Here is a 25,901-nt window from a genome sequence, read left to right as displayed (position 1 = left end):
TATTTGAACTGACCAGTCAGTTCAGTTAGCCTAGTCGTAGACATTCATCTGCGAAAGGCTTCCCGTGCTCCGCGTGCAACAGCTCTCCGTGGACGGCAGACGCGATGAACTCCTGCCGGCCACCTCCCTTCAGGTCCGGCGCGGGGAACTCCTGCTCGTCACCGGCAAGCGCCAGGACCAGCGCACCACACTGGCGCTGGCTCTCAGCGGACGGTTCAAACCCGCCGGCGGTCACTTCGAGTGGGACGGCACCCGGTGGAACGGAAGCACCAAAATCAAGACGCTGCGGCAGGCGAGCGCCGTCGTCGACTCCCCCGGGGTGAACGAACCCGAGCAACACCTCAGCGTCCGTGACCTCGTCACTGAAGACCTTGCCCTGGTCCCGCGCCGCTACCGGGGGTCACTGCTCAGCAAGCCGTGGCTCAAGATCAACCGGTTCGAGGACATCGCGGACCTCTGGACCGAGCAGCTTCCGGCGGCCCGCCGGATAGAACTGCTCACCGCCCTCGCCCTCGCGAACCCCAACACGGACTTGCTCGTGGTGGATTCCCCGGACCGCCACGGCGATCCCAACGACTGGTTGCCGCGGCTCCAGGAACTGGCGTACGACGCCGGGCGCCCGCTCGCCGTCGTCGCCACCGTTCTGCATCTCCCCGACGGCTGGACCGGACCGGCAGCAGAAATCGGCAACGCGGCCGCTCCCGCCGACACCGCCCCCGGATCCGAACCCGAACCCGAACCCGAACCCGAACCCCTCGAAGCTCCCACCACCTCCGAAACTGAGGACACAAAGTGACTGTGCTGCGGCTTGCCCGCTCTGAACTCAAACGCATGACCGGCGGCCTGCTGCCCAAGCTCACCATTCTGGCGCTGACCATGGTCCCCCTGCTCTATGGCGCCGTGTACCTGTACGCCAACTGGGATCCTTACGGAAAGCTGAACCAGATCGACGCGGCCCTGGTGGTGGAGGACACAGGCGCCACATCCGCCGACGGCACCCGGCTCGAAGCCGGACGGAAAGTCGCCGACAGCCTCGTGGACGCACACACCTTCAACTGGCAGACAGTTACTGACACCGCAGAAGCGGACGAGGGAGTGAGCACGGGCAAGTACGCGTTCGCGTTGAAGATCCCCCAGGACTTCTCGGCAAACCTCGTCTCCCCCGGCAGCTTCGACGCCGCCAACCAGGCCATGCTCAATGTCACCACCAATGACGCGAACAACTACCTGCTGAGCACCATTGTGGACAAACTCACCACCGCCGTGCACGCCACCGTGGCCACCGAGGTGGGTGAGGAAACCGCCAACCAGCTCCTTACCGGATTCGGAACCATCCACTCCCAGATGCTCAAAGCCTCCGACGGAGCCAGGGAGCTCGCCGACGGCGTCGGGAGCCTCCACGACGGGACCGTCACCCTTCACCAGGGCACCGGCGAACTCAGGAACGGCACCGCCGATCTCTACAACGGCCAGCTCAAGCTCCGGGACGGTGCCACCTCCCTCAGTGCGGGAGCCAGCAAACTCGGGGGCGGCCTGACCCAGCTTGAGAACAAAACCGCCACCCTGCCGGCTGATTCGAAGACGCTCGCGGACGGCGCAGCGCAAGTCGCGGCAGGCAACGCCGCGCTCAACACCAAGGTGCAGGCCCTCGCCGGCCAGCTCACCGCGGCCGAACAGGCCGCTGCCCAGGCACGGCGCGGCCTGGTGGTCGCCTCCAACAACCGGCTCGTCGCCGCCGGGACCATCACCCCGGTCCAGGCGGAGGCGATCCTCGCGGACTTCGATGCAACTGCTGCCTCGCCCGCGGCCGCCGCGGGTCCCGCCGCTGCGTTGAAGACCGCGGCGGGCCAGATCCAGCAGCTGGCCGACGGTTCCGCCGCCGTCAGTGCCGGAGCTGCCAAACTTGCTAAAGCCACCCCCGCCCTCACCACTGCCATCGCCCAGGCCTCCACCGGCGCGGACCAGCTGGCCGCCGGGGCCGCCACTCTCGCCGCCGGGCAGCAGAGCGCCCTCGAGGGCGCCGGGAAACTCTCCGCCGGCGCGCAGAAGCTCGACGACGGCGCGGCCCAGCTGGAGAGCGGCGCGGCAACAGCCGCCGACGGCGCCGGAACGCTGGCAACCGAGCTCGCCAAGGGCGCCGGCCAGGTCCCCAACCCCGATGACACCCAGAAGAACAGCATCGCCAAGGTGATCGCCGATCCGGTCGCCGTCAGCAACGTCTCGCAAGCCAAGGCCGGCTCCTACGGCGCGGGCCTGGCTCCGTTCTTCCTCACCCTGGCCCTGTGGATCGGCATCTTCATGCTGGTCCAGGCGATGCGGCCCGTCACCCAGCGGGCCCTGGCCTCGAACGCCCCGGCGTGGAAAATCGCCGTCGGCGGCTGGCTTCCCTTCCTGGCCGTCTCGGCCGTCCAGGCAAGCCTGCTCACCCTGGTGGTCGATGTGGGACTGGGCCTGAACCCTGCCCACCCCTGGCTCATGTGGTTCCTGATGCTGGCCGCTGCGATGGCGTTCAGCGCGATCATTCAGGGCGTCGTGGCACTGCTTGGTACACCCGGCAAACTCGTGGTGCTCATCCTGCTGGTGCTGCAGCTGGTCTCCTCCGGCGGCACCTTCCCCTGGCAGACCACGCCGGAGCCGCTGCACGTGGTGCACCAGATCCTTCCGATGGGATACGTGGTCAACGGCATGCGGCACCTGATCTACGGAGCCGACCTCGCCGTCATCCTGCCCACCGTGCTGGGTTTGCTTGGCTACACCTTGCTGGGCACAGCCATGTCAACCCTCGCCGTCCGGAAACACAAGTTCTGGACCCTCAAGTCCCTGAAGCCGGAGATCGCCGTATGAGCAGCCCCACGGACACCACGAAGAAGCTCAGGCCGGCGCGCACCAACGCGACCAAGCAGAAGCTCTTTGAGGCCTCGATGGACCTGCTTGGCGAGCGCGGCGTGGCCGGCGTGACGGTCGATGAGATTGCCGCGGCGGCCGGGGTGTCCAAGGGCACGGTCTATTACAACTTCGGCAGCAAATCGGACCTGATCGCCCAGCTGCTGCACCATGGAGTGGACATCCTGTTGGCCCGGCTGCTGAGCGTCAGGGACGATTCGGTGGACCCGCTCATGGCGATGGACGAAATGATCGGACAGGCCATGGACTTCATGGACGAGTATCCGTCCTTCGCCCGGTTGTGGGTCAGCGAGAACTGGCGGACCGCCAGTGAATGGCAGGACACCTTCACCGAGCTCCGCGGACGACTGCTGACCGTAGTGGGAGCGGCGATTGACGCCGTCGCTGCCGTCTACCCCGTGGACCCTGCCGTGTCCCGGGGCAGTCTGGAGACCGCCATTTTCGGCGCGTGCTTCGGGGTGGGCCTGGATCGGCAGACCTACAACCCGGAGCGCACGCGGGAGCAAAGCCTTACGGCAATCATGGCATCCATGCGCGGCTACGTCGTGAAGTAGCCCCGCTCGGGGATGATTGTCTTCATGGGCCACATGGGTAACTGCGGCAAGTTCGCCATCGGAGCGTTTGTCAGTGCGCTGGCACTGCTGGTGCTGGCCGGGATCACCCTGCATGAAACGGTGTTCGCGTGGTTCCTTGCGGCCTCCGCCGCAGCGTACGTGGCCTGCGTCTCAGAGGTGGTCATCCGCCGGCGGCACCGCACCCTGGTGGCCAGCGGAATCGGGAGCACCCTCTTCACCGCGTTCAGCATCGCGTTCCTGCGCCAATGGGGCCTGGCCTTCAACGCAGACCCGGCCGCACTGTCGTCCCCCGTGGATACAACCCATCCGGACTTGTACTTCTACCTCGCCGCCACCGCCGGCGCGGCCACCTTGCTGTTGTTGCTGGCCGGAACCGTCCTGCCGGGCAAAGGGCGGCGTCCGCGCAGTGGAAGCACCGGCGCTCCCCTGCGCCGCCCGGCGGCAACCACGCGGGGCCAGGCGCCGGCGACAAGGGGACCGGCGCCGTCTACGCGGCGCCCGGCGGCCGGCCCTGCCCGCCGCACGCCGCCACGCACGCCGCCACGCGCACCGTCCCGGACAGCGGCCCCTCGACCGGCGGCCCGGACCACGACGCAAAACACGACCCGCCAACGCGGCGGTGCGAGCAGATAAATCCTCAGAGGTTCCGGGGAGGATCGCTGCGGGGTTCGCCGGTGTGGCCCTGCTCGGGTGGAAGCTCACTGCCGGGGACCTCAGCGTGGTGGGCCTGGTCGCCCGCAAGGGGGGAGGGCTGCCCGCCCTGGCCGGGGTTGCGGTCGCTGCGGTCTCGGCGAAGCTCCTCAGTGCCCGAAACGTCTGGGGTCGCCTGGCCCTGTTCGTGGCCGCGTTTGCCGGTTGCGACGTCGGGGTCCAGTTCATCGGCCTTCCGCAGCTGGTCCTGCACGCCGGAGCGGACCTGCTCGGCTTCCTGCTGCCGGCCGCGGGCTTCCTCCCGGAGCCGCTCGGCCTCCACTTCCGCCTGCTTGGCATCCGCCTCGGCGCGCGCTGCCTTCGCCTCGCGCTCCCTCGCGCCGATCTCCTCGGTCCTGGCCTGCTCCCGCATTTCCACGGCCTTGGTGCGGTTTGCCGCTGCCTTGCGTTTGCGGCCGAGCATGATGGCCACAATCACGATCGCCAGCACCACCACGATGCCGACGATGAGTCCAATAAGCTGTCCTGAATCCACGATGATTCCGCCTTCTCTCTCGATCGCCTTACGTCCGCGAGTGAACAGCATCAGTAAACCGCAGAATGGGGCGCCTGACTATGCACCCGGACAGCGGACCCGAACGGTGCAGGCCGGGCCGGAAAGCTACGTGGCCCGTGGAACCTTGAAACGCGTGAGTCTCGCTTCCTGGCCGTCCAGTTCAGCCCAGGATTTCTCGGTCTCCAGAATGGTCAGCGCGCTGGTGGGGTACCGTGTGGCGGCGTCCATGTACGCATCATGGTTGGAGTCGCGGGAGGCCAGGTGCATGGCAAGGTCCTGCACGCCGGGCATGTGCGAGATGACCAGGAGGGTGGTCACGGTGTCCGGAACGTGGTTAATAACAGTCAGCATCCGCGACGCGGAGGCCGCATAAAGCCCGTGCTCCAGTTTCGGCGTCGGTGCCTTGTCTCCGAGCTCGTGGCAGACCCAGGTGCACGTCTGCCGCGTGCGCAAGGCGCTGGAACAAAGAATGAAATCGGGGACCACGCCATGCTTCAACAGCCATCTGCCGGCTTGCGGGGCGTCGCGGTGGCCGCGTTCTTCCAGCGGCCGGTCGTGGTCGGCGACGCCGCCGGGCCAGTCCGCCTTGGCATGGCGCATGATCACCAGCCGTCTCATGTGATGCGCGCTCATGGAACCAATCCTAGTGGCGCACGGGCAGGTCGCCGCGCCTGTGAACGGCGTTAACGCCCAGGCGCCCGCCCCGCGTGCGGGACGGGCGCCTGCGCCGGGCTGAACGTTAGATCGAGTATTCCGGCGCGGCCCAGACCACAACTTCAGGATGCTCGTAGAACCGGTAGCCCTGGCCGCGAACGGTCCGGACTGTGTTGGCGAGGCGGCCAAGCTTGGAGCGCAGACGGCGGATGTGGACGTCGATGGTCCGCTCATTGGGGACTTCTTCGGCGTTCCGCCACAGCCCTTCGAGCAGTTCATCACGGCCTACGGTCCGGGTGCCGTTCTCCACGAGGTAATTGAGGAGCTCGAACTCCTTGAAAGTGAGGTTCAGGGATTCCCCGTCGAGTGCCACTTCCCGGCGGGCAAGGTCGATCAGCACGCCGGAGGGACGCGGGTCCTGCGGCTGCTGCAGGCGGGCGGCGTCCGAGCGCTGGCGGGCACCCACCGTGGGGTCACCGAAGGTGGAACGGACGACGTCGAGCGCGGAACCGGTTGCGCTGGCCGGGGCGACGGCAACGGCCGCATAGCTTTCAGCGCCGGAGACCAGGGACTGGGCGTAGGCGCGGATCTCCTGGGCGAGCTTGGCGATGGACGTGCCGGCAGACGCGGCGGTTTCCTCATCGATCCCCATGTAAAGCACAAATCCGCGGGCAACGTTGTCGCTCGGAACGGGACGGACGGGGCTTCCGGTCCCGGGAGCGATCACAGGAGTCGGTGCCGTGGCCGGTGCCGGCGGAACAGCGCGGAGCTGGCCGTAGGAGGTGGGGTTGTATCCCTGCGGCGCGAAGCCGGACGCGGGAAAGCTGTTGCCGGACCCTGCAGGGGCCAAAGGTGCCCGGCCGCCGAAGCCCTGGCGGATCCCGGAAGCCTGGCCGGCCTTGCTGGCGTTTCGGACGGAGATGTGGACGTATCCGGATGCAACTGACATGGAATGCTTACCTCAATGTGAATGGCCGTCATCGCGGCTCGAATGCTACTTTTCCCCGCAATGAAAACTGGGGAGGGCGCCCGACGCTGGGCTGGGGCGAATGCCTAGAAACTCTTGGGGTGTAAAAGTTAGGCGTGCATTCGACAACAGCGCTTCCGGGTACCAGCGGGTGCGCTGATCCAGGAATCTGCGGCTGCAGGTGCTGTTGAGTACTTGTTCACAGTTGAAGTGTGCAACGTAACAATGAACACTTGCAAGTAACAATGGGCGCCAATGTCCACCATGCGAGACGAAATCCCCAAGTGTAGTGCACATCACAATTCTGTCAGCCGTCAGATCCCCTGCTGCTCCACTGCAGTGGTTTGCAAATTCTTCGGCAATCCGAACAAAGTTCGATCAGACGGACTCTTTTTCTGCAGATGTTCACGGTAGACCGATAGTGCCAAACCGTTCGCCTACTTACTATCGGTTGTCCAGCAGTCCACAGAGTGGTCGCCGGAAAACTGCGAAAATCGCGGTCCGCCCGCCGCTCCTCTCCGTGCCCAGCTCGCTAGGCTGGGATTCACAGGCGCCGCACAGGATCCCCAAAGCCGCACCTAACCGGCAGATCGGAGAGTTGTCCCATGGCCACCTCGCACTCCATGACCAACAACCTCCCGCAGCTCACCCATCCGGACGGTTCCCCCATCCGAGCCCTGGTGGTGGACGATGAGCCGAGCCTCTCGGAGCTGATGAGCATGGGGCTGCGGATGGCGGGCTGGTCGGTGGCTGTCGCCGCCGACGGACCCGAGGCCATGAAGCTCGCCAAGGATTTCCGCCCCGACGTGCTGGTGCTCGATGTGATGCTTCCCGGCTTCGACGGCGTGGAGCTGCTGGGCAGGATCCGCGCCTTCGCTCCCGAGGTGCCGGCGTTGTTCCTGACCGCAAAGGACGCCGTCCAGGACCGCATTACCGGGCTGGCTGCCGGCGGGGACGACTACGTAACCAAGCCCTTCAGCATGGAAGAGGTGCTCCTGCGGCTGCACCGGCTGGTCCAGCGCTCCGGGGTGGCTGCCATGGACACCGCCGAACTTGTGGTCGGAGACCTCGTCCTGAACGTCGATACACGCGAAGTGAAGCGTGCGGGTGCGGAACTGCACCTTACGGCCACCCAGTTCGAGTTGCTGCGCTACCTCATGGAAAACCCGAAGCGCGTTGTCAGCAAGGCCCAGATCCTGGACCGGGTCTGGGACTACGACTTTGGCGGCCAGGCCAACATTGTGGAGCTGTACATCTCCTACCTGCGCAAGAAGGTCGATGCCAACCACCCGCCCATGATCCATACGGTCCGCGGCGCAGGCTACGTCCTCAAACCAGCGGACTGATCAGTGCCTGAACGTTTCCGCCCGCTGCGCCCCTCCGGGCTCACCTGGCGCAACCCGTCCACCTGGCATCTGCGCACCCGGCTTGTTCTTGTCACCATGGCCCTGCTCGTGGCCATTTGTGGTGCTGTCGGGATTGTCAGCTACGCCTCGATGGACTCGTTCCTGACCAAGCAACTCGACAACCAGCTGGTGCAGGCCGCCGACCGGACCCGCGAGTTTGGCCGCTCCGGCGGACGGGGGGATCCCCTGGAGGCGCGCGGCCAGGGGATCGGTACCCTGAACGCCAGGATCGTGGACGATTCGGTCCGCAGCGCCGGCTTCCTTGCCGAGGACGCCACCCCGAAGTCGCTCACCGATGAGGACGACGAGGTTCTTCTAAAGCTCTCCACCCGGCGCGATCCCGTGAACCGGACGCTCTCCGCCGGGGCCTACCGGCTGGTGGCGGCCAGCACCCCGGACGGCGACGTGATCGTCACCGGGCTGCCGCTCGCCGAGAAGCAGAACACGCTGGCGTCACTGGTCTGGACCATGGTTCTGGTCTCCGCTGGCGGTCTTGTGGTGATTGGACTGGCCGGCACCGCGCTGATCCGCCGCACCATGAAGCCTCTGGACCAGCTCTCCGGGGTGGCCACGCAGGTATCGCGTTTGCCGCTCGATGCCGGTGAAGTGGGCCTCGCCATGCGTGTGCCGGCCTCCGCGGCGCATCCCGGAACTGAGGTGGGCAGCGTCGGCCACGCCCTGAACCTGATGTTGGACAACGTGTCCAGCGCCCTCGAAGCCCGGCAGAAAAGTGAAATGAAGGTCCGGCAGTTCGTGGCGGATGCCTCCCATGAACTGCGCACTCCCCTGACCGCCATCCGTGGCTATACCGAACTGATGCGGATGACCGAGCACTTCACGCCCGACGGCGAAAAGTCCCTCGCCCGGGTGCAGAGCCAGTCCGAACGGATGACCACCCTGGTGGAGGACCTGCTGCTGCTGGCGCGCCTGGACGAGGGCCAACCGCTGAAGCTCAGCGAAGTGGATCTCACACAACTTGCCGTGGAGACGGTCAGTGACGAGAAAGTCATGGCCCCGGACCGCATCTGGCATCTGGAACTTCCGGAAGAGCCGGTGGTGGTCCGCGGGGACGCGACCCAGCTCCACCAGGTGCTGGCCAACCTGCTGTCCAACGCGCGTAAACACACCGGCCCGGGCACCATGGTGGTGACTGGAGTGCAGCGCGCCGCTGACGGGAGTGCCGTTCTGACCGTGACGGACAACGGCCCGGGGATCGCCCCAGGGTTCGTGGACCGCATCTTCGCACGGTTCACGCGGGCCGACGCGTCCCGGAAGAATCCGCTGACCGGTGCGGCGCCGCCACCCGGCCGGAAGCATCTCCCGCACCTCCCTGCCCACCCGCCCCGTGCAGTTCCGGGGTCCCCCGCGGCCGCCGCCGCTACGGCCGCATCGGCCGAGGGAACCAGCGGGCTGGGTTTGTCGATTGTGCAGTCGATTGTCGAGGCCCACGGCGGCACCGTCAGCGTGACCTCAGTGCCGGGCCGGACCGAGTTCACGGTATGCCTTCCGCCGACCTCTCCTCCGGAGAACACCGGCCACCCGGGAGCGGGCCGTTAGGGCCACGTCCCCCGGCCTGAGTGGAACCACCGAGGAGGACTCGGGGGCACGCCACGCAGACCGGAGCGGCGGCAAGACGCCACGCCGCCACAAGGGACAGCCGTTATCGTAATGTGACTTGACGGCTCGCATCCTGTACCGTTTTAGGGTGCGGTCATCAAGGGGGCCGCGCATCCGGATGCACGCCAAGCTCTGCCGCCTCCCGGATTCCGCTGGACCAGGCAGAGGCGGGGGACCCAGAGTTCCCGGGCATTTGCGCAGATTGCCCCCACGGGGTGAAGCCGACACGTGAGATTCCGTGCGGCCGGGTGACCTCATCCGAACCCGACAGCTAACTCCGCAGGCGTTGAGAGGCGATCATGACCAAATCCGAGGCACAAACGCGCCCTGACGGCGCTGCAAAGACCCGTTCCGAAGCTTCGCGCCACCGCGCCGAGCCGGCAAAACCAGCATCTGCCCTGTCCCGGCGCGCCGGCCCCGCGGGCTCCACCGGACGCCGCGTGGCGGTTATCGCTGCAGCGTGCGCGGTGCTGGTAGGGGCCGGCGCCGCCGGCCAGGCGGCTCAACCCGCAGCCCCTACGGCCAGCGCGGGCAGCGCCACGGCCACCGCGGGCAGCGCCACGCAGTCGGCCGTCACGGCCGATCCCCTGCCGCGCCTCAACTTTGAGCATGTACTAGTGGGGACCCAGGCCAACATCCCTCCCAGTGGCCTCGCAGCCCAGTCCACCCAAGTAAAGCCCGCCGACACACCGGCCGCGGCGCCGGTTCCTGCCCCCGCACCTGCCCCCGCTCCGGTCCCCGCACCTGCTCCCGTTGCCGTGGACGACCCCGCCGGTGCGCAGGCCTACGCTGCCAGCCAGTTGGGCTCCCGCGGCTGGGCCGCCAATGAGATGCAGTGCCTGATGAAACTCTGGACGAAGGAGTCGGATTGGAAGACCACCGCCACCAACCCGAGCAGCGGCGCCTACGGCGTGGTCCAGTCCCTGCCAGCCGAGAAGATGGCCAGCGCAGGCGCGGATTACCGCACCAATTACCGAACCCAAATCAATTGGGGCCTGCAGTACGTCAAGGACCGCTATGGCTCACCGTGCGGTGCCCTGAACTTCCACTACGCCCACAACTGGTACTAAACCTGAGGCCGACGCACTGCCGATAGGTCATTGACCGCCGGCACGGCTGGGGATGAACTGCAGCGCCCACTTGTTGCCGTCGGGGTCGGCGAAGTAGACGAAGTGTCCCCAGTCCTGGACATCAATGTCACTGACGTCCACGCCGGCGTCCTTCAATTGCCTGTGGGCCTGTTGGATGTCGCTGACCACCACCTGCAGGCTGGGGGCGGTACCGGGAGGCGCGTCGGTCAGGCCCTCTCCGATGGCGATCGAGCACGCCGAGCCGGGCGGGGTCAGTTGAACGAAACGGATGCCGTCCGAGGGCCGCTCGTCGAAGTCTGCGTTGAAACCCACCTTGTTGACGTAGAAATCCTTGGCGCGGTCCACATCGGACACGGGGACAAAGACCAGCTCAAGTTTGAAATCCATGCGGCTCAGGCTAGTCCCGGGGCACGCTGTGCGGTAGTCCCAAACAGCCCGCCTTAGAGGTACTTCGGGGCCGCGGCCGGCCGGGTGGCTGGCCTAACCAGCGACGCCGTAAAGCCGGTCGCCGGCGTCGCCCAGGCCCGGAACGATATAAGACTTCTCGTTCAGCTTCTCGTCGATGGAGGCGAGCACGATCGTGACGTTGGCGTCCGAGAGTTCTTCCTCCAGCTTCGCCAGTCCCTCCGGGGCGGCCAGCAGGCAGATGCAGGTGACGTCGGAGGCTCCGCGTTTGAAGAGGAACTTGATGGCCTCCCGCAACGTCCCGCCCGTGGCCAGCATGGGGTCCAGCACAAAGATCTGCCGGTCCGTGAGGTCCTCCGGCAGACGCTCGGCGTACGTGATGATGTCCAGGGTCTCTTCATCCCGGGCCATGCCGAGGAACCCGACCTCGGCGGTGGGGACCAGCTTGGTCATGCCCTCGAGCATGCCGAGGCCGGCACGCAGGATAGGGACCACCAGCGGCGTGGGCTTGGTGAACGCCGTGCCGATGGTGGTGCTGACCGGCGTCTCAATGGTCACCGGTTCGGTGCGAACCTCGCGGGTGGCCTCGTACGCCAGCAGCGTGACGAGCTCCTCGGTGAGCTGGCGGAACACCGGAGACGGGGTGTTCTTGTCCCGGAGAACGGTGAGCTTATGGGCGACCAGCGGATGGTCCACAACGAAAGTGCGCATGGGTCAAAACTATCATCCGGCGGCGGGGGGCCGGCCCGTGGGACTGCGGGCGCCGGCGTCGTTCCTGGCCTTGGGAGCAGCATCGCCGGGGACGCCGTCGCGCAGGTGGACCTCGTTGTCGAAGGTGGGCGCGGGCCCGGCCTGTTCCCGGTGCCGCAGGACGTGGAAAAGCCGGTGCGCGAGGATTACGATCCCTACCCAGGCCAGCCCCAGCACCCACCCGATGATGACGTCAGTCATCCAATGGTGGCCGAGATAGACCCTGCTCATGCCCATCGCGAAAATGAAGGCCGCACCTGCCGCGATCAGGCCCACCCGGGCCAGGGTGCGGGTGATCTGCAGGCATGCGAGGTAGACCACCAGGCCAATCACCACGGTGGTGTTGAGCGTGTGGCCACTCGGGAACGACGGTGAGGATTCGTAGGGCGGGACCGCGTCGGCGTGATCCGGGCGTGCCCTGCCGATCAGTTTCTTGCCCACGGACGTCGCCGTCACGGAGACTGCGGCGGCGCCACCAATCAGGATCAGCGGACGCCAGGTGCGGCTGGCCCAGATGAGCCACGCGGTGAGAATACTGGCCAGGATGGGCATTCCGATCCCGCCGCCGATGTTCGTGAAGCCCGTGACAAACGCGTCGAGTCCGGGGCTGCGGAACTGCTCCATCATTCCCAGCGTGGGTTTGTCCAGGTTCGCCAGGCCGGCGTCGTCCACGACGTTGTCGTAGACCTCGGCGCTGAGCAACGCCAGCACCACCACTATCACGCCTCCGATGAGCATCGTGGCCCACAGCGCCGCGTACGGCACCACCCACCTGCCCCAGCGTTGCGTCAGCCAGCTCTCTGTTCCGGTGTTCACGGCTTCTCCCGATATATCGTTGCCGGTGGTTCGTTGCCGGGCAGCCGGGCTGCGCAGCGTGCTTACCGTCGAAACTATCATTGACCCATGACTTCCCCCGAGCCCCGCCATGCTGAATGGATGGGCCTGGCCCTCGTCGAGGCCCGTGCCGCCCTCACGACGGCGGACGTGCCGATCGGCGCCGTCGTCGTGGGCCCTGACGGTTCGGTGCTCGGCTGCGGGCGCAACGAACGCGAGGCACTCGGGGACCCGACGGCGCACGCTGAGATGGTGGCCATCCGCGCGGCCGCTGCGCGGCTGAAGCAGCTCAGCGCCCGGAACGGGACCGCCGGCGACGGCTGGCGCTTGGCAGACTGCACCCTGGTGGTGACGCTGGAGCCCTGCGCCATGTGCGCCGGGGCCGTGGTACTGGCCCGGATTCCACGGGTGGTATTCGGGGCCTGGGACGAGAAGGCGGGGGCAGCGGGCTCAGTGTTCGACGTCCTCCGCGAGCGCCGGCTGAACCACTGGGTGGAAGTGTACGGCGGAGTCCGGGAACGGGAGTGCGCGGCACTGTTGCGCGAGTTCTTTGCCGTGCACCGCGGCCCCTGAGTCGGAGCTGCGGTGCGGGCGGCGCCGCCGTCCTCAGGAGTCCGGCCGTGTGGCAGGCCGTTCCCGGGTCAGGGTCTCCAACACGGCCCGGCGGTGGCCCTCACGCAGCACGGCGCCCAGCCGCTGCCGGTCCTTGGCGCCGCCAACCGGGCTTGTGGCTTGCACCTAGGTCCTAGTGGGCCTCGAAGTCGAGCGAGTAGCTCGCCCACGCGTCGGGCGTCTCGCGCAAAGTGACGTCCAGTCCCGCCAGTTCCTGCCCGTCCACGCCCGTGCGGATCCTGGCGGCGACGGCGTCGGCGATGTACTGGGCGAGGGCCTCGGTGGTGCTGAGCCGGGCCGTAAAGTCCGGGTGCTCGTCGAGGTTCTTATAGTTCAGACCTTCCAGGATGGCGTCGAGCACCTCCCCGGCCTCGCCGATGTCCAGGACGATCGAATCCTCGTTCAGCGTCCGGCGTCGGAAGGTCACTTCCGTGACGAAGGTGGCGCCGTGCATGCCCTGGGCCGGGCCGAAAGCGGGGCGCGGGAGGCTGTGGGCGATCATGAAGTTGCGGCGGACGGTCAAGCTGAACACGGATTTACCTCGTGGCTTCTGTGGTGGTTTCGGTGGCGGGGTCTTCGCTCACCGGGTACTCGATGACGTGGCAGAGCGCGTCCAGGCGGCCGTCGGAGAGCCGCTGGACGACGTCGGGAAGCTCGGCGAACGGGGACGTACCGGTGAGGAAAACCTCGAACCCCGGATCGCGCAGCAGGGACACGGCGAGCTGAAGCCGGTCGGCGTTGGTGCGGCGGTGGCGGCGGGCCCGGGCCACGGCGCCCACCTGGCTGGCGCGGATGGACAACCGGCGCGCATGGAAGTCCTCGCCCAGTGGCACAGATGCGTTGCGGTCGGCGTACCAGGACATTTCGATGATGTCGCTGTCGTCGCCTGCGAGCTGCAGGGCGCGGGCCAGGCCTGCCTCCGAGGCGGAGCAGTGGATCACGATGTCGCAGTCCCCCAGGGCGTCGTCGGGGTGGGTGAAGTCCACGCCGAGCGCATCGGCGAACTCCTCCTTGGCCGGGTCGATGTCGATCAGCTGCAGCCGGCCGAGCGGAAAGGTGCTGAGGAGTTTGGCCACCATGCCGCCGACGAGGCCGGCGCCGATTACCGCGACGCGGTCGCCCAGTCGGGGGCCGGCCTCCCAGATCCCGTTGACTGCCGTTTCCACCGTGCCGGTCAGCACGGCGCGGCGGGCCGGCACGTCCAGGGGAACCACCGTGAGCTTTTCCACCGGAACGATATAGCGGTCCTGGTGCGGGTACAGGCAGAAGACAGTCTTGCCCAGCCAGTCGGCTGGTCCGTCCTCGACGACGCCTACAGAGAGGTAACCGAACTTCACCGGCGAGGGGAACGTGCCCTCCTGGTTCGGGGCGGCCATCCGATCCGCCACGCAGTCCGGCACGCGGGCGTTGTGCACCACCATCTCGGTGCCCTTGCTGATCCCCGAATACAGCGTCCGCACCAGTGCTTCACCGGGGCCGGCGGCGGGCAGGTCCCCGCGCCGGAGCTCGCCCTTCCCGGGGCCCACGGTCCAATAGGCGGTGGCATGCTGTGCCGGCGGTGTGTTCGAGTTAGTCATCTTGCTGTCGAATCTAGTCGCCTGCCGCTGCGCGGGAAAGTCCGGAACGCCGCCGGGCGTGCCGTGGTCCGCAGCCTGCGGACCGCCGGGGACCCCCGTTTCCCGCCGTTTTGTGGAAGAGCGCCCGGCTCCGGTAGCCTAGTCAGGTTGGTGACGTGTCCGAGCGGCCGAAGGTGCAACACTCGAAATGTTGTTTGGTGAAAGCCAACGTGGGTTCAAATCCCACCGTCACCGCCATTGAAAACCCCCGGGAAACCGGGGGTTTTCTGCATTCTGGGGGTCTCGTGGTGCATCTATGGCGCATATACCAGTGGTCCCACATTGGAAACAGCCCGGAAGTTGTCGGGGATCGGGCAAGCCCGTCACGACCCGAACCGAACGAAAATGCTGGCAAATGAGGTGGCATACCTGAAGCAGGTGGAAGCCGGGGACGTACAGGTTTACCTCTATGGCCGGGATCGGTCCCGGACGTTCACCGGAATGAACATCTTCTACGCAGGCGGGGTACAGCAGGTGTTGAAATACCTCATTATCGAGGTGTCGGGGACGGTGGCGTTCGTCTATAAGGATGGGCGGTTCCCCGGAGAGAAGGACACCGCCGGCGGTCCCAACCTGGGGAGAATCAGCGAAGCGAACGATGAGAACCTTGCACCCACGTCCGGGCAGCAGCTGGCATCCTTCGAGTCCGGGATGCGCATTGACCCCTACCTGAATGGTGCCGAGCAAACCGGCATCGGGCACAGTTGGGGCCTGGCAAATGTCACCAGCTCCGAGGTCGCCGGGGCCCGATATGACAAGGTGATGTCCCTCGCCGGGGCCGGGATGCTCCCGGACTGGAAACCACAGCCAACTACGGAATACTCGAACCTGTACTTCTACGGTCTGCTCGTCCATGGTCAGGGAGTTACCAACCCCATCACGAACAAAGGGGTTCTGTCGGATGGAAACAACCCGATTCATCGCGATGAGTTCGAACAGCACTACTTCCGCGGTCCCGACGACGACAAATTCAACGGAGCGATCAAGACCGTCGAAGAAGGGAACATCCTCATGAACAGCTACAACCTCATCGCTTCCAACAGCGAGGACAATCAGAAGGCACTCGACGACATGCTGGGAATTGTGACTCGATGAGGGCTCGGAAGGGTGCAACGGTCGTGCTGTTGGTGGGGTTGATGGGGCTCGCCGGTTGCGCCGGAAACCCAAGCGTGAGTTCGACCGAGTCAACTGTGCCAACTGCTACTAAGACACAGAAGGAACCGTTGAAAGCTGAACTGACGTGGCAGGAAGCGAAGGCCAAAGCCCAAGCTACGGAACTGGAGATCGCCGCCCTGATCCCAACAGACACTGTTGTCTCGATCGATCAAAAGAAGAAGGGCGTGCTTCTGTCCTGCAACAAGACCCAGCACAAATGGAATGGTTCAACGACCGTCACGGTCGCCGAAGGAACCAAAATAGAGCCGATCGTGAAGGACATCGAAGCCCACTACCGGGCGAACGGAGCCAAAGTGTCCGTCGACTTGGATGTAGACGAAAAGTATCGAATTCAAATCAGTCTGGGTGCCGGGGAGAACTACATCGTCGCAGAAGACTTGGCCCCAAACGAAATCCGTATCGCATCAGGATCTGCGTGCTTCACATTGCCCGGGGGTATTTACCCGGGTGGGGATTTTTAAAGCCCGGGTTCGTGTGGGATGAAGCAACCCCATCTACGCGACGAGTTCGAAGTTAGCTGCCGCTCACGCTCCGCGCGCTTGCCCTCGGGAATCGTGGTCACTTCATGCGCCAGCTCGGCCACTTCGGCATTCCATCTCCCTTCCATGTCCCGACCAGGCTCGCGACCCACCTGACGGACAGGAATAAACCAATGATTGCGGCTGGCTACGGTCATTCCTGCTCCGGAGAGCCTCGGCGCGAAAGGCCAAGGACGACCATGTTTCGTACAACCAGGAGCCAGTGATGGCCATAACAACGAGCGAGGCTCGCCGCGACCTTGTCCGTCTCATCGAGCGGGTCAACGTCGAGTGCGCCGAGGTGGAGATCACGTCAAAGCGTGGATCCGCGATCTTGGTGTTGAAGGATGAGTACGACGCATTGGTGGAAACAAGCTACCCGCTGAGCTCACCGACGAAGGCACACCGCCTCATCTCGGCTCTGGAATCCGTCCGCGAAGTCGAACCAGCCCGGCACAAGCGTTTAGAACCGTGATCGGACACACTTTAGCTTGAACTATGTGGCCTGCAGACTGCCCGCACGGGAAGAGCCGGCTTTGAATACCGGTGGAACCCCGCGCTGACCGTCATGGCTTCAACCAATCGTCTACTTCTACTCCGAGGCAGTTGTGCATTCCCGGCCGTTGCGATCGCCATGACCTTTATGGGCACCACGGCCTGGATTGCGTTCTTCTCTGTGGGCATCACGTTCCTCATCCTCGGAATGCAGAAGGCCCCTACGCGTCAGGGTTGGATGAGGCCAGCGGCTCATAGCAACTTCGCTTAATCTGTAGGGCGAGAATCAGGAACATCACCAATGTCTATCTCCACGATTTCCCCGGTGCGGGAAGATGGATCCATGAGTAATTCTGGCCCCCGCGCCGGTGGGCCGTCCCCTCGAAGGTCGTTCGCTCCGGCACAAAAATTGGCGCACTTGGATGCGTATCAACGGGCCTGCGACGACGGCACCGGAGGCGGGGCATACCTGCGCCGCGAGGGCCTGTATTCATCCCAAATCACCGAGTGGCGCAAGCTCCGCGACGCCGGCATCCTGGAGGGCAAGAAGCCTGGGGAAAAGATCGGCAAGCCCACTGCTGAACAGGCGGAAATCGGTCGTCTACGCCGGCAGCTGGAGGTGAGTGAACGCAAGCTGGCACGGACTGAAGCTGCGTTGTCGATTATGGAAAAAGCACGACTGCTTTTGGAGGATATCTCCGAAAGCGCGGAGCAGCAGCCCTGGTACAAGAAACCCTGATGTCTGCCTACACCGCCCTCACCGGCGCGGACATCCCAACCAGGGAAGCAGCCGTGATTGCCGGGGTCCCCAGGGCCACAGCGACCCGCAAAGTCCGAATCCCGGCGGAAGACCCGCGGCCCGCCCCGGCACCGGCAAATAAGCTCTCAGCGGCGGAGCGCGCTCACATCCTGGCGACCGTGAACTCGAAGGATTTCATCGATCTGCCGCCGGTGCAGATTTATGCCCGGCTCCTGGATGAAGGCATCTATTTGTGCTCAATCTCCACGTTCTACCGCGTTCTGGAGGAGAGCCGGCAGGTCAAGGAACGCCGCCGACAGGCACGCCACCCGGCCCGGGCCGTCCCGGAGCTGGTCGCGACCGGCCCTGGGCAAGTTTTTTCGTGGGACATCACCAAGCTCGCCGGCCCGATCAAGGGCAAATACTACGATTGCTACGTCATGATCGACATCTATTCCCGCTACATTGTCGGCGCCTACGTCCATGCCCACGAGTCCGGGGAACTGGCCGTGGAAATGATGAAGGAAATCTTCGGTATCCACGGCATCCCGCAGATCGTCCACGCCGACCGTGGCACCTCCATGACGTCCAAAACAGTCGCCGCGCTGCTCTCGGATCTGGAGATCACCCGGTCCCATTCCCGTCCGCGCGTCAGCAATGACAATCCGTACAGTGAGGCTTGGTTCAAATCGCTGAAGTTCGCCCCCATATTCCCCGAACGCTTCGGGTCCCTGCCTGACGCGAGGGCCTTCATGGGCTCCTTCGTCGACGGGTATAACCACACCCATTGCCACACCGGAATCGGCCTCAACACACCGGCAGACGTGCACTACGGACTGGCCGCCGGCAAAGCCCTTGAACGCGCCAGAACCCTTGCCGCCGCACGGGCAAAAACACCCGAACGATTCACCACCAACAACGACCCCAAGATCATCACCATCCCCGATACCGCCTGGATCAACAAACCAGCCGAGAAAACCGACACCAAAGCCGCAGCCTAACTCCCACTGGCCTCATTCACCTTGACAAATTCCGGGCCGCCGACAAAGATAAGCGCCCGCCCAGCGAGTCTTCGCAGGACTGACAGAACTCCCAGATCGGGTCTATCTATGGGTTGAAGCAGCTGTTCTCGGGGATGAGTACGGCGGACGAGGACCGACGTCGACTGTCAGACAAAGGGTGGCAGTGCTAGCCTCTGAGACTTGTGCCGTAGATCCGGCGCAATATAAGACTGGGGGCTTAGCGTGATTTCGTTTGGAATACTCGGAATTCTTTACTCGGTGGTGATGGTGGCAGTCGCAGTTTTGGCTGTGTACGCCTTGGTGCTCGTCATCATCTTCCTCCGTCTCCGTATCAAGGAGCTTCGGAGAGCACCTCTTCCGGGTACGGACAAGGAACCCTAGGACAGTCCTAAATCGCCAACCCGTACCCTCTCTCTGATGTCCGGCGGCCAGGCCGGGACTTGCCAGCTGTAAAGCGCAGGGCTTCGCTTCCAAGTACGCTCACCCGAAAGGTGGCCACATGGCCAACAAGATTCCGAATCCTTGGATAAGCGCCTCGTTCCTCGCCTGGGCGGTCCTGTTTGCACTGTGGCAGCCCTTTGTCTGGTGGCGTGGAGTTGCATCCGCATTCGGGGTGGTCCTCGGATTCTGGGGCCTTTACCTGTGGTGGCACGACCGGGTGAAGAATTCGAGCACCGTGCCTCCGAAACCCTAAGAGGAATCTCCACAGAAGACTGGCCGCAGCCGCCGACGGCGTCGTCGTCGTCGCTGCGGCCGAGGGCGGCGCCGGTCAGGCCGCTGTTGGGAAACTCACAGTGGTTGGCTGGGAAGTTCCTGGGGCGCGTGGTGTACCTTGCTTGGCAGACATCCCCCAAAAAACCAGAAATGAGACGGTCCTCCGTGGCAACCGATTACGACGAACTTCGCTCCGACGTCAAAGAATCCCAGCACAACTCCCTGGAGGCGCTGCGTTCGGCCAACTCCCCTGACGCCCGCAGCGTGGTCCTGGAGCTGGACGAAGCAGACACAGTCGACGGGGTTGATCTTCCAGGGGACTTCATCGCCGAGGAACTGATCGTTCAGGTTGTGCCCCAAGCCGACGACGAGTTCACCTGCTACTCATGCTTTCTTGTCCGCCACCGCTCCCAAGTGGCCCGCCAAACGAACGGCCACGCCTACTGCGTCGACTGCGAAGGCTGAACGAGAGGACCTCCGGCACCAGCACGCGTGGTCCACCGTTTCCACAAACTATCCCCAGAATGTGGTGGGCTCAGCCGGGCAGCTGGATAAGGTCCGAGCCGTCGCTCGACGTGCTAGCTGTCGCTAGGGGCGCACCACAAGCAATTCACCGACCGCACAGTCGAGAACATCGCAGATCGCGGTCAGCGTGGAAAAGCGGATCGCACGCGCCCGGTCGTTTTTCAGCACAGACAGGTTAACGATGCTGACACCTACCCGCTGGCTCAGCTCGGTCAGGGTCATGTCCCGGGCCGCGAGGAGCTCATCGAGCCTGCAATGTATCCGCTGCTCTTCATCTGACGCGGAAGCCATCAGATGAGCCCGTCAAGTTCCAGCTGCTGACGCCGGCCCGTCTCGAATATGCTCGCGAGAACGGCAGCGCCGAGTCCAACCGCGACCGGCCACACGTTCAGTTCCATGAGGAAGAACTCACTTGTTCCCCGATGCGGAAGCAAGGCGATCCGTTCCAGGACCGAGTGATGGGCCATCGCCTCCATGAACGGCCCCAGAAGCCCCCAGGCCATCACAGCGAGGCCCGAGATGCCGACGGCGAGGGCCAGCTGCTTACCGAAGCCTGTGCCGCGGTAGACGGACCAACTGATGAGGCCCAGAGTCGCCGCGGACAACATGCCGGCAAGCCCGCCCAGAAGTCCTGATCCGAGGAGCAAAGAGCGTTCGGTCGAGGTGAGGCTGGCTGGCTGCACATCGGCTGCTGCATATGCGGCCTGGAGGACTTCACTGTTGCCCTCACCCAGCGCGGGTGGCAGCAGGTTTGTGAGCGGCACATCCAGCAGCGGCGTGCTCGCCAGCCCTGTGAGAACAGCCACGATCGCGGAAACAGCGATGCCGAGCGCGGCCAGTCCAAAGACGATCGCAAACACCAACGCGCCCTTGCGGTCCAAATAAGCCAATGTGTTCGCCATAGCCATCCCCAATCCAAGACAAAGTTTATCGTTTTTCGTTAATATAACGACAAACGATAAACACTTCAAGGCTGCCGCTTGGTGGTGCCTGTTGAGGGACTGGTTTAGCCGGCGGCCGAGCCACGTCGAAGATGCGCCCTGGATGCCGGCATCCACATCAGCACCGCACCGGCAAGACCCAAAACCAAGCCAATAGCAATGAGAGGTGCTGGTGCGGCACTCAACGCACCTGCCAGGGACAAGAGGGCCACGAGGGACAGAACAAACCTGGCCCAATGTTCGCCTCGCAGAAGCCTGAACGCAGCCCAGCGTTGGAGCACCGTCAGCAGGAGAAGCAACCCCATGGCGAGGGCGAATCTAGTTCAGTGGAGAAACTAAGAGCACCCAGAATCGTCTGAGAAGCCATCAGTGCGGTTCTGAGGGCCGTTGGGGGGTAAGCGACACGCGCTCTACGAGAGTAGCTCAGGAGCGTCAGATGGACAGCGAGGACGGAATTTGTCAAGGTGAATGAGGCCAGTGGGAGTTAGGCTGCGGCTTTGGTGTCGGTTTTCTCGGCTGGTTTGTTGATCCAGGCGGTATCGGGGATGGTGATGATCTTGGGGTCGTTGTTGGTGGTGAATCGTTCGGGTGTTTTTGCCCGTGCGGCGGCAAGGGTTCTGGCGCGTTCAAGGGCTTTGCCGGCGGCCAGTCCGTAGTGCACGTCTGCCGGTGTGTTGAGGCCGATTCCGGTGTGGCAATGGGTGTGGTTATACCCGTCGACGAAGGAGCCCATGAAGGCCCTCGCGTCAGGCAGGGACCCGAAGCGTTCGGGGAATATGGGGGCGAACTTCAGCGATTTGAACCAAGCCTCACTGTACGGATTGTCATTGCTGACGCGCGGACGGGAATGGGACCGGGTGATCTCCAGATCCGAGAGCAGCGCGGCGACTGTTTTGGACGTCATGGAGGTGCCACGGTCGGCGTGGACGATCTGCGGGATGCCGTGGATACCGAAGATTTCCTTCATCATTTCCACGGCCAGTTCCCCGGACTCGTGGGCATGGACGTAGGCGCCGACAATGTAGCGGGAATAGATGTCGATCATGACGTAGCAATCGTAGTATTTGCCCTTGATCGGGCCGGCGAGCTTGGTGATGTCCCACGAAAAAACTTGCCCAGGGCCGGTCGCGACCAGCTCCGGGACGGCCCGGGCCGGGTGGCGTGCCTGTCGGCGGCGTTCCTTGACCTGCCGGCTCTCCTCCAGAACGCGGTAGAACGTGGAGATTGAGCACAAATAGATGCCTTCATCCAGGAGCCGGGCATAAATCTGCACCGGCGGCAGATCGATGAAATCCTTCGAGTTCACGGTCGCCAGGATGTGAGCGCGCTCCGCCGCTGAGAGCTTATTTGCCGGTGCCGGGGCGGGCCGCGGGTCTTCCGCCGGGATTCGGACTTTGCGGGTCGCTGTGGCCCTGGGGACCCCGGCAATCACGGCTGCTTCCCTGGTTGGGATGTCCGCGCCGGTGAGGGCGGTGTAGGCAGACATCAGGGTTTCTTGTACCAGGGCTGCTGCTCCGCGCTTTCGGAGATATCCTCCAAAAGCAGTCGTGCTTTTTCCATAATCGACAACGCAGCTTCAGTCCGTGCCAGCTTGCGTTCACTCACCTCCAGCTGCCGGCGTAGACGACCGATTTCCGCCTGTTCAGCAGTGGGCTTGCCGATCTTTTCCCCAGGCTTCTTGCCCTCCAGGATGCCGGCGTCGCGGAGCTTGCGCCACTCGGTGATTTGGGATGAATACAGGCCCTCGCGGCGCAGGTATGCCCCGCCTCCGGTGCCGTCGTCGCAGGCCCGTTGATACGCATCCAAGTGCGCCAATTTTTGTGCCGGAGCGAACGACCTTCGAGGGGACGGCCCACCGGCGCGGGGGCCAGAATTACTCATGGATCCATCTTCCCGCACCGGGGAAATCGTGGAGATAGACATTGGTGATGTTCCTGATTCTCGCCCTACAGATTAAGCGAAGTTGCTATGAGCCGCTGGCCTCATCCAACCCTGACGCGTAGGGGGACCACAGCCCAGTGAGAACTGCCCGGCTGATGGGCAGCGCTCGAGGCCGGGGTTCGGTTGTGGTTGCATCGTGGAGTTATTGTGGGGGGTCTTCCCGAACGACGATGCCTTCGTCTCCGGGGAGTACTTTGCCTTGATTCCGCTCTGCTTCGTCCTCGTCGTTCAATGCAACCGCGTCGCCCGGTGAGCAGGGGGCAGTAGCGCCAATACTGTACGACTTGTCAGATGCATCAGTATCAAACTCAGCCCGGAGGACGGGACCGCCCTCCGCAAAGACGGTCGGGTGTGTTGTCGGATTTACGGTGCGTACGGTCATGCCGAGGGACTTCCAGTACTCGGCGACGCGTTTGGCGTCCTCAATATGGTCAGTTCCTTGGGGCGCCCAGCGGTCGTACCCGTAGCTGGCTCCCTCCTCACGATTTCCGAGGGAGCACTCTTGAGCCCAAGCTACGCCGTTGCGGGGCCACCACCCGGTGACGTCGAGCTGTTTGGTTGTGTTGATGACGAGTTCGACCACCCGGTCCCGCCCTTCTCTGGCAGTAATTGTCTTTTTTTCCGGCGTAGTAGGCTCTGACATTGTCGTGTTTGGCTCCTTCTGAGCGCATGCGGTTATTGTCATTCCCATCATGAGCACCACCATCGCGGCCGTGAATGTCCTCATATGTGTTTTAGCGGCCGGCATTGGACATTCCTTCCAGTAAAGCTTTCTGCAGATCCGTCGGGCCCAGCGGTACATACGGGGTGATCTTCTCCGCTTCTCCCTTGATTGCCCAGGCCGTGTTTTTTAGGGATTCGGTTCTTTCGTCGAAATACCCTACCTGTTCGCCGTCCGCAGGCATGAGCGCGTTGTGGTCGGCGACGGCTCGCCCGGCGTCGCCGCCGGTGTCGGTGCCGAAAGCGTGGGAACCGAACTCAGGTCTAATCGGGTTCACGTGGTGGTCGCGGCTGTTTTCCCGGCCAGTCCAGGCCCACTGGTCCCCGCTTTCGGTTTCACCAGGTATCTTGTCGCGCGCATGCCCGGAGTATACGTGTCCGGCGTTGAGGTCAGCTGCGGTGTGGACGTTGTCGGGCAGGCCTGCTGAGCCGAGAGTGATCAAGTTATCCACCGTGATACCCGGCTGTGTCAGGGCTACCGCGGCGGTGGTTGTGCCGTAGGAGTGAGCGACAATATTGAGTTGCGGCGCGGACTCACCGCGGACTGCGGACAGGCCACCGAGGGCCCCGGCGAGTTTCTGTCCGCCCGCTACTGCTCGATTCACATCAAGAACGCCGACGTTGATGTTGTTTTCCAGTGCGGGCACAGGCGGGGTTTCGTACCCGATCCAGGCCACCACGGCGCTTCCCTCGGGAAGCAGGTCCTGCAGGTTTTGGGCAGCTTTGGTCCACCCTGTCATGTCGCCGGCGGTGGTCCCCATTCCCGGAACCGCGTAGGTGACACTGCCAGCGGTATCGAGATCACCGACCGACACCGCAGCCAAGGGAGGATTGTCCTGGGTCAGGGAGATCAATTGCCGCCTCGCTGCGCTACCGCGTGGACCTTTGAGCGCGTCTTGGATATTGCGCAGCACGTCGAGTTGCTTCTGCACGGCAGTGAGTGATTTTCTCAACGCGGCCGCCATCGGGGGCATCCCGCCGTAGCCCCCGGTCGTGTCGTCGAGGAGGGCCTGTATTTGCGCGAGTTGAGTCTCCACATCGGCTACCGCCCCCTTGAGTCCGGTTTGGTTTGCGTGGTCCCGGGCTTTGTACGGTAGTCCTTCCAGGTTTCCGAAGACCACCGGGAACTTTGTCAGCAAGAGGTCCTGCCGGGTCGAGAACGGGGTTTCGGTGCCGGTTTGCGGGTTCAGGCCCGTCCACCACGAGTGGATCTCGGCAGGGTTCATCATCTGAAGCTGCGAGACCAGCGCAGGAGAGGCCGTCAGCATTGCGGCGAGTTCCTTCGCGGGCAGGGACGAGAACACATGCAACAGCTCCTGGTCGCTCAACGGCGTGAGACCAGTACCGGCCAGATCGAGCGCACCATGTGAGAGTGATCCTCCGCCGGCGGCGGCGAATGCATCAGCGATGTGTTCAATCCAATAAGCATCTGCCTCGTTTTCGCCCAGGAGCCGCTCAAAACCGCCAGGGAACGAGTTCGATCCGAGCAGAACCCAGGAGCACGACGAGGTGAATGACACCCATGCGTTGCCCAGCTGCATGAGGTCCTGCTGCATGCCTGTGTTACCCGCTCTGGCCTGAGCCACGAACGTGCGTAGATGGTCCGGAACGGCAGAACTTTTCCCGTTCGAAGACCCACCGCCTGAGGTGCGGTTGCGTTGGCGGGGAGAGAAGACCGCCGAGATGGTTGGAGGCGCGACCGGTGTCTCAGAGGGTTTTGGATCAAAGATGCCCTCTACCGCGGTGCCGATGTCTCCAATGAAGTTCTCGCGCCTGCTCTCACGCTCGGCCTCCCGCTCCCGCCAATCCGCCAGCCGCGATTGGCGCTCACGTTCCTCCCGCGCTTTTTGTTGTGCTTCCTCGACCTGCCCGGCAAGATTGTCAAGCACCGCGGCCAGCTTCCCGCGATCCTCAGTCTCAATGGACGCAGCCTCTTTGAACAAGTCCGCATACCCACCAGAGAAGTCCTCCAGCGCAGTCTCTACCGCGCCACGACGCAACACACCTTCATCACGAAGCCGCCCATCCACATCACGGGCGACCCTGACCAACGACGTGGCAGCATCATCGTCAAACGAAACAGCCAATGCTCACTCCTTCAACGAAGACACTTCCGACGGCTCGGGAAGGGCTGCCGGGCCTTTCCACCTATGGCAGTTACGCGCCGCCGCCAGCTGAGAAAATATCCTGCGAGATCGACTGGACCTGACCAATCAGCCTTGGCCTGTTCAGTAGACAGCACGCGCGACCTACAAAACCTTCAGAGTGACAACAAGAAACCGCCGGCGGGAATACCCCGAGGGCCGAACATGCCCGACACTACCAACACCAAACAATAAATCCAACAAATAGGTAAATCACCTGCATTTGGTGAATCTCAGTCATTTCGCGGGTCGGCGGCCGATGAAGGGCTTGAGGATCAAGACCAGTCCGATTGGCACGAAGACGATGGCAGTGACCAGACGCAGGGTA

Annotated in this window: 25 protein-coding genes, 1 tRNA gene, 2 pseudogenes and 1 riboswitch; of the genes and pseudogenes, 14 read left to right on the top strand and 14 right to left on the bottom strand. The window is 64.1% G+C overall.

Translation table 11 applies throughout. The annotated features are described in order from the left end of the window. Window positions 1–64: 64 nt before the first annotated feature. The 4 genes from VUN84_02405 to VUN84_02390 are packed head-to-tail and all read left to right on the top strand — an operon-like array spanning window position 65 to window position 4,112. Complete coding sequence (locus VUN84_02405; protein XAS64555.1) at window positions 65–796, top strand: ABC transporter ATP-binding protein; 732 nt, start codon at window positions 65–67, stop codon at window positions 794–796. Next, on the top strand, window positions 793–2,844 hold the full coding sequence (locus VUN84_02400) for a YhgE/Pip family protein (protein ID XAS64554.1): 2,052 nt from the start codon (window positions 793–795) through the stop codon (window positions 2,842–2,844). The genes VUN84_02405 and VUN84_02400 overlap by 4 nt, the downstream gene beginning before the upstream one ends. Beyond that, the gene (locus tag VUN84_02395) at window positions 2,841–3,458 is read left to right on the top strand and encodes a TetR/AcrR family transcriptional regulator (GenBank protein XAS64553.1); all 618 of its coding nucleotides are present in this window, start codon (window positions 2,841–2,843) and stop codon (window positions 3,456–3,458) included. Before VUN84_02400 ends, VUN84_02395 begins: the two co-directional genes overlap by 4 nt. A gap of 24 nt (window positions 3,459–3,482) precedes the next feature. Further along, window positions 3,483–4,112: a hypothetical protein gene (locus VUN84_02390; protein XAS64552.1), complete on the top strand. Its 630-nt coding sequence runs from the start codon at window positions 3,483–3,485 to the stop codon at window positions 4,110–4,112. 4 nt (window positions 4,113–4,116) lie between these two features. Here the strand turns inward: VUN84_02390 and VUN84_02385 are convergent, their stop codons facing one another. The 3 genes from VUN84_02385 to VUN84_02375 all read right to left on the bottom strand — a co-directional run bounded on the left by VUN84_02385 (window position 4,117) and on the right by VUN84_02375 (window position 6,289). Continuing rightward, the gene (locus VUN84_02385; GenBank protein XAS64551.1) at window positions 4,117–4,665 is read right to left on the bottom strand and encodes a hypothetical protein; all 549 of its coding nucleotides are present in this window, start codon (window positions 4,663–4,665) and stop codon (window positions 4,117–4,119) included. Between the two features lie 126 nt (window positions 4,666–4,791). Continuing rightward, complete coding sequence (locus VUN84_02380; GenBank protein ID XAS64550.1) at window positions 4,792–5,319, bottom strand: histidine phosphatase family protein; 528 nt, start codon at window positions 5,317–5,319, stop codon at window positions 4,792–4,794. Between the two features lie 106 nt (window positions 5,320–5,425). Further along, on the bottom strand, window positions 5,426–6,289 hold the full coding sequence (locus VUN84_02375; protein ID XAS64549.1) for a winged helix-turn-helix domain-containing protein: 864 nt from the start codon (window positions 6,287–6,289) through the stop codon (window positions 5,426–5,428). 623 nt (window positions 6,290–6,912) lie between these two features. Here VUN84_02375 and VUN84_02370 point away from each other — a divergent pair. From VUN84_02370 to VUN84_02360, 3 genes are all read left to right on the top strand, one after another. Further along, window positions 6,913–7,653 carry a response regulator transcription factor gene (locus tag VUN84_02370; protein XAS64548.1) on the top strand — a complete coding sequence of 247 codons (741 nt, stop codon included), beginning with the start codon at window positions 6,913–6,915 and terminating at the stop codon, window positions 7,651–7,653. Between the two features lie 3 nt (window positions 7,654–7,656). After that, window positions 7,657–9,270: a HAMP domain-containing sensor histidine kinase gene (locus tag VUN84_02365; protein ID XAS64547.1), complete on the top strand. Its 1,614-nt coding sequence runs from the start codon at window positions 7,657–7,659 to the stop codon at window positions 9,268–9,270. Window positions 9,271–9,470: 200 nt separating this feature from the next. Beyond that, window positions 9,471–9,630, top strand: a riboswitch (cyclic di-AMP (ydaO/yuaA leader). Next, the gene (locus VUN84_02360) at window positions 9,630–10,400 is read left to right on the top strand and encodes a hypothetical protein (GenBank protein ID XAS64546.1); all 771 of its coding nucleotides are present in this window, start codon (window positions 9,630–9,632) and stop codon (window positions 10,398–10,400) included. (Overlaps the previous riboswitch by 1 nt.) A gap of 27 nt (window positions 10,401–10,427) precedes the next feature. Here the strand turns inward: VUN84_02360 and VUN84_02355 are convergent, their stop codons facing one another. The 3 genes from VUN84_02355 to VUN84_02345 form a co-directional block, all read right to left on the bottom strand. After that, a complete protein-coding gene (locus VUN84_02355; protein ID XAS64545.1) occupies window positions 10,428–10,808 on the bottom strand; it encodes a glyoxalase superfamily protein in 381 nt (126 codons plus the stop codon). Between the two features lie 93 nt (window positions 10,809–10,901). Then, complete coding sequence (upp, locus tag VUN84_02350) at window positions 10,902–11,537, bottom strand: uracil phosphoribosyltransferase (GenBank protein XAS64544.1); 636 nt, start codon at window positions 11,535–11,537, stop codon at window positions 10,902–10,904. A 12-nt stretch (window positions 11,538–11,549) separates the two neighbouring features. After that, a complete protein-coding gene (locus VUN84_02345) occupies window positions 11,550–12,392 on the bottom strand; it encodes a phosphatase PAP2 family protein (GenBank protein ID XAS64543.1) in 843 nt (280 codons plus the stop codon). Between the two features lie 87 nt (window positions 12,393–12,479). Here VUN84_02345 and VUN84_02340 point away from each other — a divergent pair, with 87 nt between their 5' ends. After that, complete coding sequence (locus tag VUN84_02340) at window positions 12,480–12,983, top strand: nucleoside deaminase (GenBank protein XAS64542.1); 504 nt, start codon at window positions 12,480–12,482, stop codon at window positions 12,981–12,983. Between the two features lie 33 nt (window positions 12,984–13,016). Here VUN84_02340 and VUN84_02335 read toward each other — a convergent pair whose 3' ends face one another. Genes VUN84_02335 through VUN84_02325 form a run of 3 tightly spaced genes read right to left on the bottom strand, consistent with a single transcriptional unit; the run spans window position 13,017 to window position 14,599 of the window. After that, a complete protein-coding gene (locus VUN84_02335; GenBank protein XAS64541.1) occupies window positions 13,017–13,148 on the bottom strand; it encodes a hypothetical protein in 132 nt (43 codons plus the stop codon). Between the two features lie 7 nt (window positions 13,149–13,155). Further along, entirely contained in the window at window positions 13,156–13,554 is a 399-nt protein-coding gene (locus VUN84_02330; protein XAS64540.1) for a 6-carboxytetrahydropterin synthase, read from the bottom strand. A gap of 4 nt (window positions 13,555–13,558) precedes the next feature. After that, complete coding sequence (locus VUN84_02325) at window positions 13,559–14,599, bottom strand: zinc-binding alcohol dehydrogenase (protein ID XAS64539.1); 1,041 nt, start codon at window positions 14,597–14,599, stop codon at window positions 13,559–13,561. 149 nt (window positions 14,600–14,748) lie between these two features. Between VUN84_02325 and VUN84_02320 the strand changes: the two genes are divergently transcribed. The 6 genes and pseudogenes from VUN84_02320 (at window position 14,749) to VUN84_02295 (ending at window position 19,767) form a co-directional block, all read left to right on the top strand. Beyond that, window positions 14,749–14,836: transfer RNA gene (locus tag VUN84_02320), tRNA-Ser, on the top strand. Between the two features lie 147 nt (window positions 14,837–14,983). Then, window positions 14,984–15,733, top strand: coding sequence for a hypothetical protein (locus VUN84_02315; GenBank protein ID XAS64538.1), 750 nt, complete (start codon window positions 14,984–14,986; stop codon window positions 15,731–15,733). A gap of 128 nt (window positions 15,734–15,861) precedes the next feature. Further along, entirely contained in the window at window positions 15,862–16,275 is a 414-nt protein-coding gene (locus VUN84_02310; GenBank protein ID XAS64537.1) for a hypothetical protein, read from the top strand. A 283-nt stretch (window positions 16,276–16,558) separates the two neighbouring features. Next, window positions 16,559–16,807: a type II toxin-antitoxin system prevent-host-death family antitoxin gene (locus tag VUN84_02305; GenBank protein ID XAS64536.1), complete on the top strand. Its 249-nt coding sequence runs from the start codon at window positions 16,559–16,561 to the stop codon at window positions 16,805–16,807. A gap of 363 nt (window positions 16,808–17,170) precedes the next feature. Continuing rightward, window positions 17,171–18,567, top strand: a pseudogene (locus tag VUN84_02300) (IS3 family transposase). Window positions 18,568–19,467: 900 nt separating this feature from the next. Further along, window positions 19,468–19,767: a DUF4193 domain-containing protein gene (locus VUN84_02295; GenBank protein ID XAS65735.1), complete on the top strand. Its 300-nt coding sequence runs from the start codon at window positions 19,468–19,470 to the stop codon at window positions 19,765–19,767. A 123-nt stretch (window positions 19,768–19,890) separates the two neighbouring features. Here VUN84_02295 and VUN84_02290 read toward each other — a convergent pair whose 3' ends face one another. The 5 genes and pseudogenes from VUN84_02290 to VUN84_02270 all read right to left on the bottom strand — a co-directional run bounded on the left by VUN84_02290 (window position 19,891) and on the right by VUN84_02270 (window position 25,516). Then, the gene (locus VUN84_02290) at window positions 19,891–20,118 is read right to left on the bottom strand and encodes a helix-turn-helix transcriptional regulator (GenBank protein ID XAS64535.1); all 228 of its coding nucleotides are present in this window, start codon (window positions 20,116–20,118) and stop codon (window positions 19,891–19,893) included. Continuing rightward, a complete protein-coding gene (locus VUN84_02285) occupies window positions 20,118–20,729 on the bottom strand; it encodes a hypothetical protein (GenBank protein ID XAS64534.1) in 612 nt (203 codons plus the stop codon). Before VUN84_02285 ends, VUN84_02290 begins: the two co-directional genes overlap by 1 nt. A gap of 523 nt (window positions 20,730–21,252) precedes the next feature. Then, window positions 21,253–22,649, bottom strand: a pseudogene (locus tag VUN84_02280) (IS3 family transposase). Between the two features lie 202 nt (window positions 22,650–22,851). Continuing rightward, window positions 22,852–23,457 (bottom strand): hypothetical protein, encoded by a 606-nt coding sequence (locus VUN84_02275; GenBank protein XAS64533.1) that lies wholly within the window; start codon window positions 23,455–23,457, stop codon window positions 22,852–22,854. After that, window positions 23,444–25,516: an alpha/beta hydrolase gene (locus tag VUN84_02270; protein ID XAS64532.1), complete on the bottom strand. Its 2,073-nt coding sequence runs from the start codon at window positions 25,514–25,516 to the stop codon at window positions 23,444–23,446. Before VUN84_02270 ends, VUN84_02275 begins: the two co-directional genes overlap by 14 nt. Window positions 25,517–25,901 lie beyond the last annotated feature (385 nt).

Source organism: Micrococcaceae bacterium Sec5.8 (genome assembly GCA_039636775.1).
Taxonomy (GTDB): domain Bacteria; phylum Actinomycetota; class Actinomycetes; order Actinomycetales; family Micrococcaceae; genus Arthrobacter.
This window is presented reverse-complemented; position numbering and strand designations above follow the sequence as displayed.

Excerpts from the sequence above, each read along its gene's own strand:
- VUN84_02325 (XAS64539.1), bottom strand. The coding sequence starts at position 14,599 with ATGACTAACTCGAACACACCGCCGGCACAGCATGCCACCGCCTATTGG.
- VUN84_02315 (XAS64538.1), top strand. The coding sequence starts at position 14,984 with ATGCTGGCAAATGAGGTGGCATACCTGAAGCAGGTGGAAGCCGGGGAC.
- VUN84_02355 (XAS64545.1), bottom strand. The coding sequence starts at position 10,808 with ATGGATTTCAAACTTGAGCTGGTCTTTGTCCCCGTGTCCGATGTGGAC.
- VUN84_02375 (XAS64549.1), bottom strand. The coding sequence starts at position 6,289 with ATGTCAGTTGCATCCGGATACGTCCACATCTCCGTCCGAAACGCCAGC.
- VUN84_02380 (XAS64550.1), bottom strand. The coding sequence starts at position 5,319 with ATGAGCGCGCATCACATGAGACGGCTGGTGATCATGCGCCATGCCAAG.
- VUN84_02340 (XAS64542.1), top strand. The coding sequence starts at position 12,480 with ATGACTTCCCCCGAGCCCCGCCATGCTGAATGGATGGGCCTGGCCCTC.
- VUN84_02290 (XAS64535.1), bottom strand. The coding sequence starts at position 20,118 with ATGGCTTCCGCGTCAGATGAAGAGCAGCGGATACATTGCAGGCTCGAT.
- VUN84_02390 (XAS64552.1), top strand. The coding sequence starts at position 3,483 with ATGGGCCACATGGGTAACTGCGGCAAGTTCGCCATCGGAGCGTTTGTC.
- VUN84_02395 (XAS64553.1), top strand. The coding sequence starts at position 2,841 with ATGAGCAGCCCCACGGACACCACGAAGAAGCTCAGGCCGGCGCGCACC.
- VUN84_02285 (XAS64534.1), bottom strand. The coding sequence starts at position 20,729 with ATGGCGAACACATTGGCTTATTTGGACCGCAAGGGCGCGTTGGTGTTT.
- VUN84_02275 (XAS64533.1), bottom strand. The coding sequence starts at position 23,457 with ATGCCGGCCGCTAAAACACATATGAGGACATTCACGGCCGCGATGGTG.
- upp (XAS64544.1), bottom strand. The coding sequence starts at position 11,537 with ATGCGCACTTTCGTTGTGGACCATCCGCTGGTCGCCCATAAGCTCACC.
- VUN84_02370 (XAS64548.1), top strand. The coding sequence starts at position 6,913 with ATGGCCACCTCGCACTCCATGACCAACAACCTCCCGCAGCTCACCCAT.
- VUN84_02360 (XAS64546.1), top strand. The coding sequence starts at position 9,630 with ATGACCAAATCCGAGGCACAAACGCGCCCTGACGGCGCTGCAAAGACC.
- VUN84_02305 (XAS64536.1), top strand. The coding sequence starts at position 16,559 with ATGGCCATAACAACGAGCGAGGCTCGCCGCGACCTTGTCCGTCTCATC.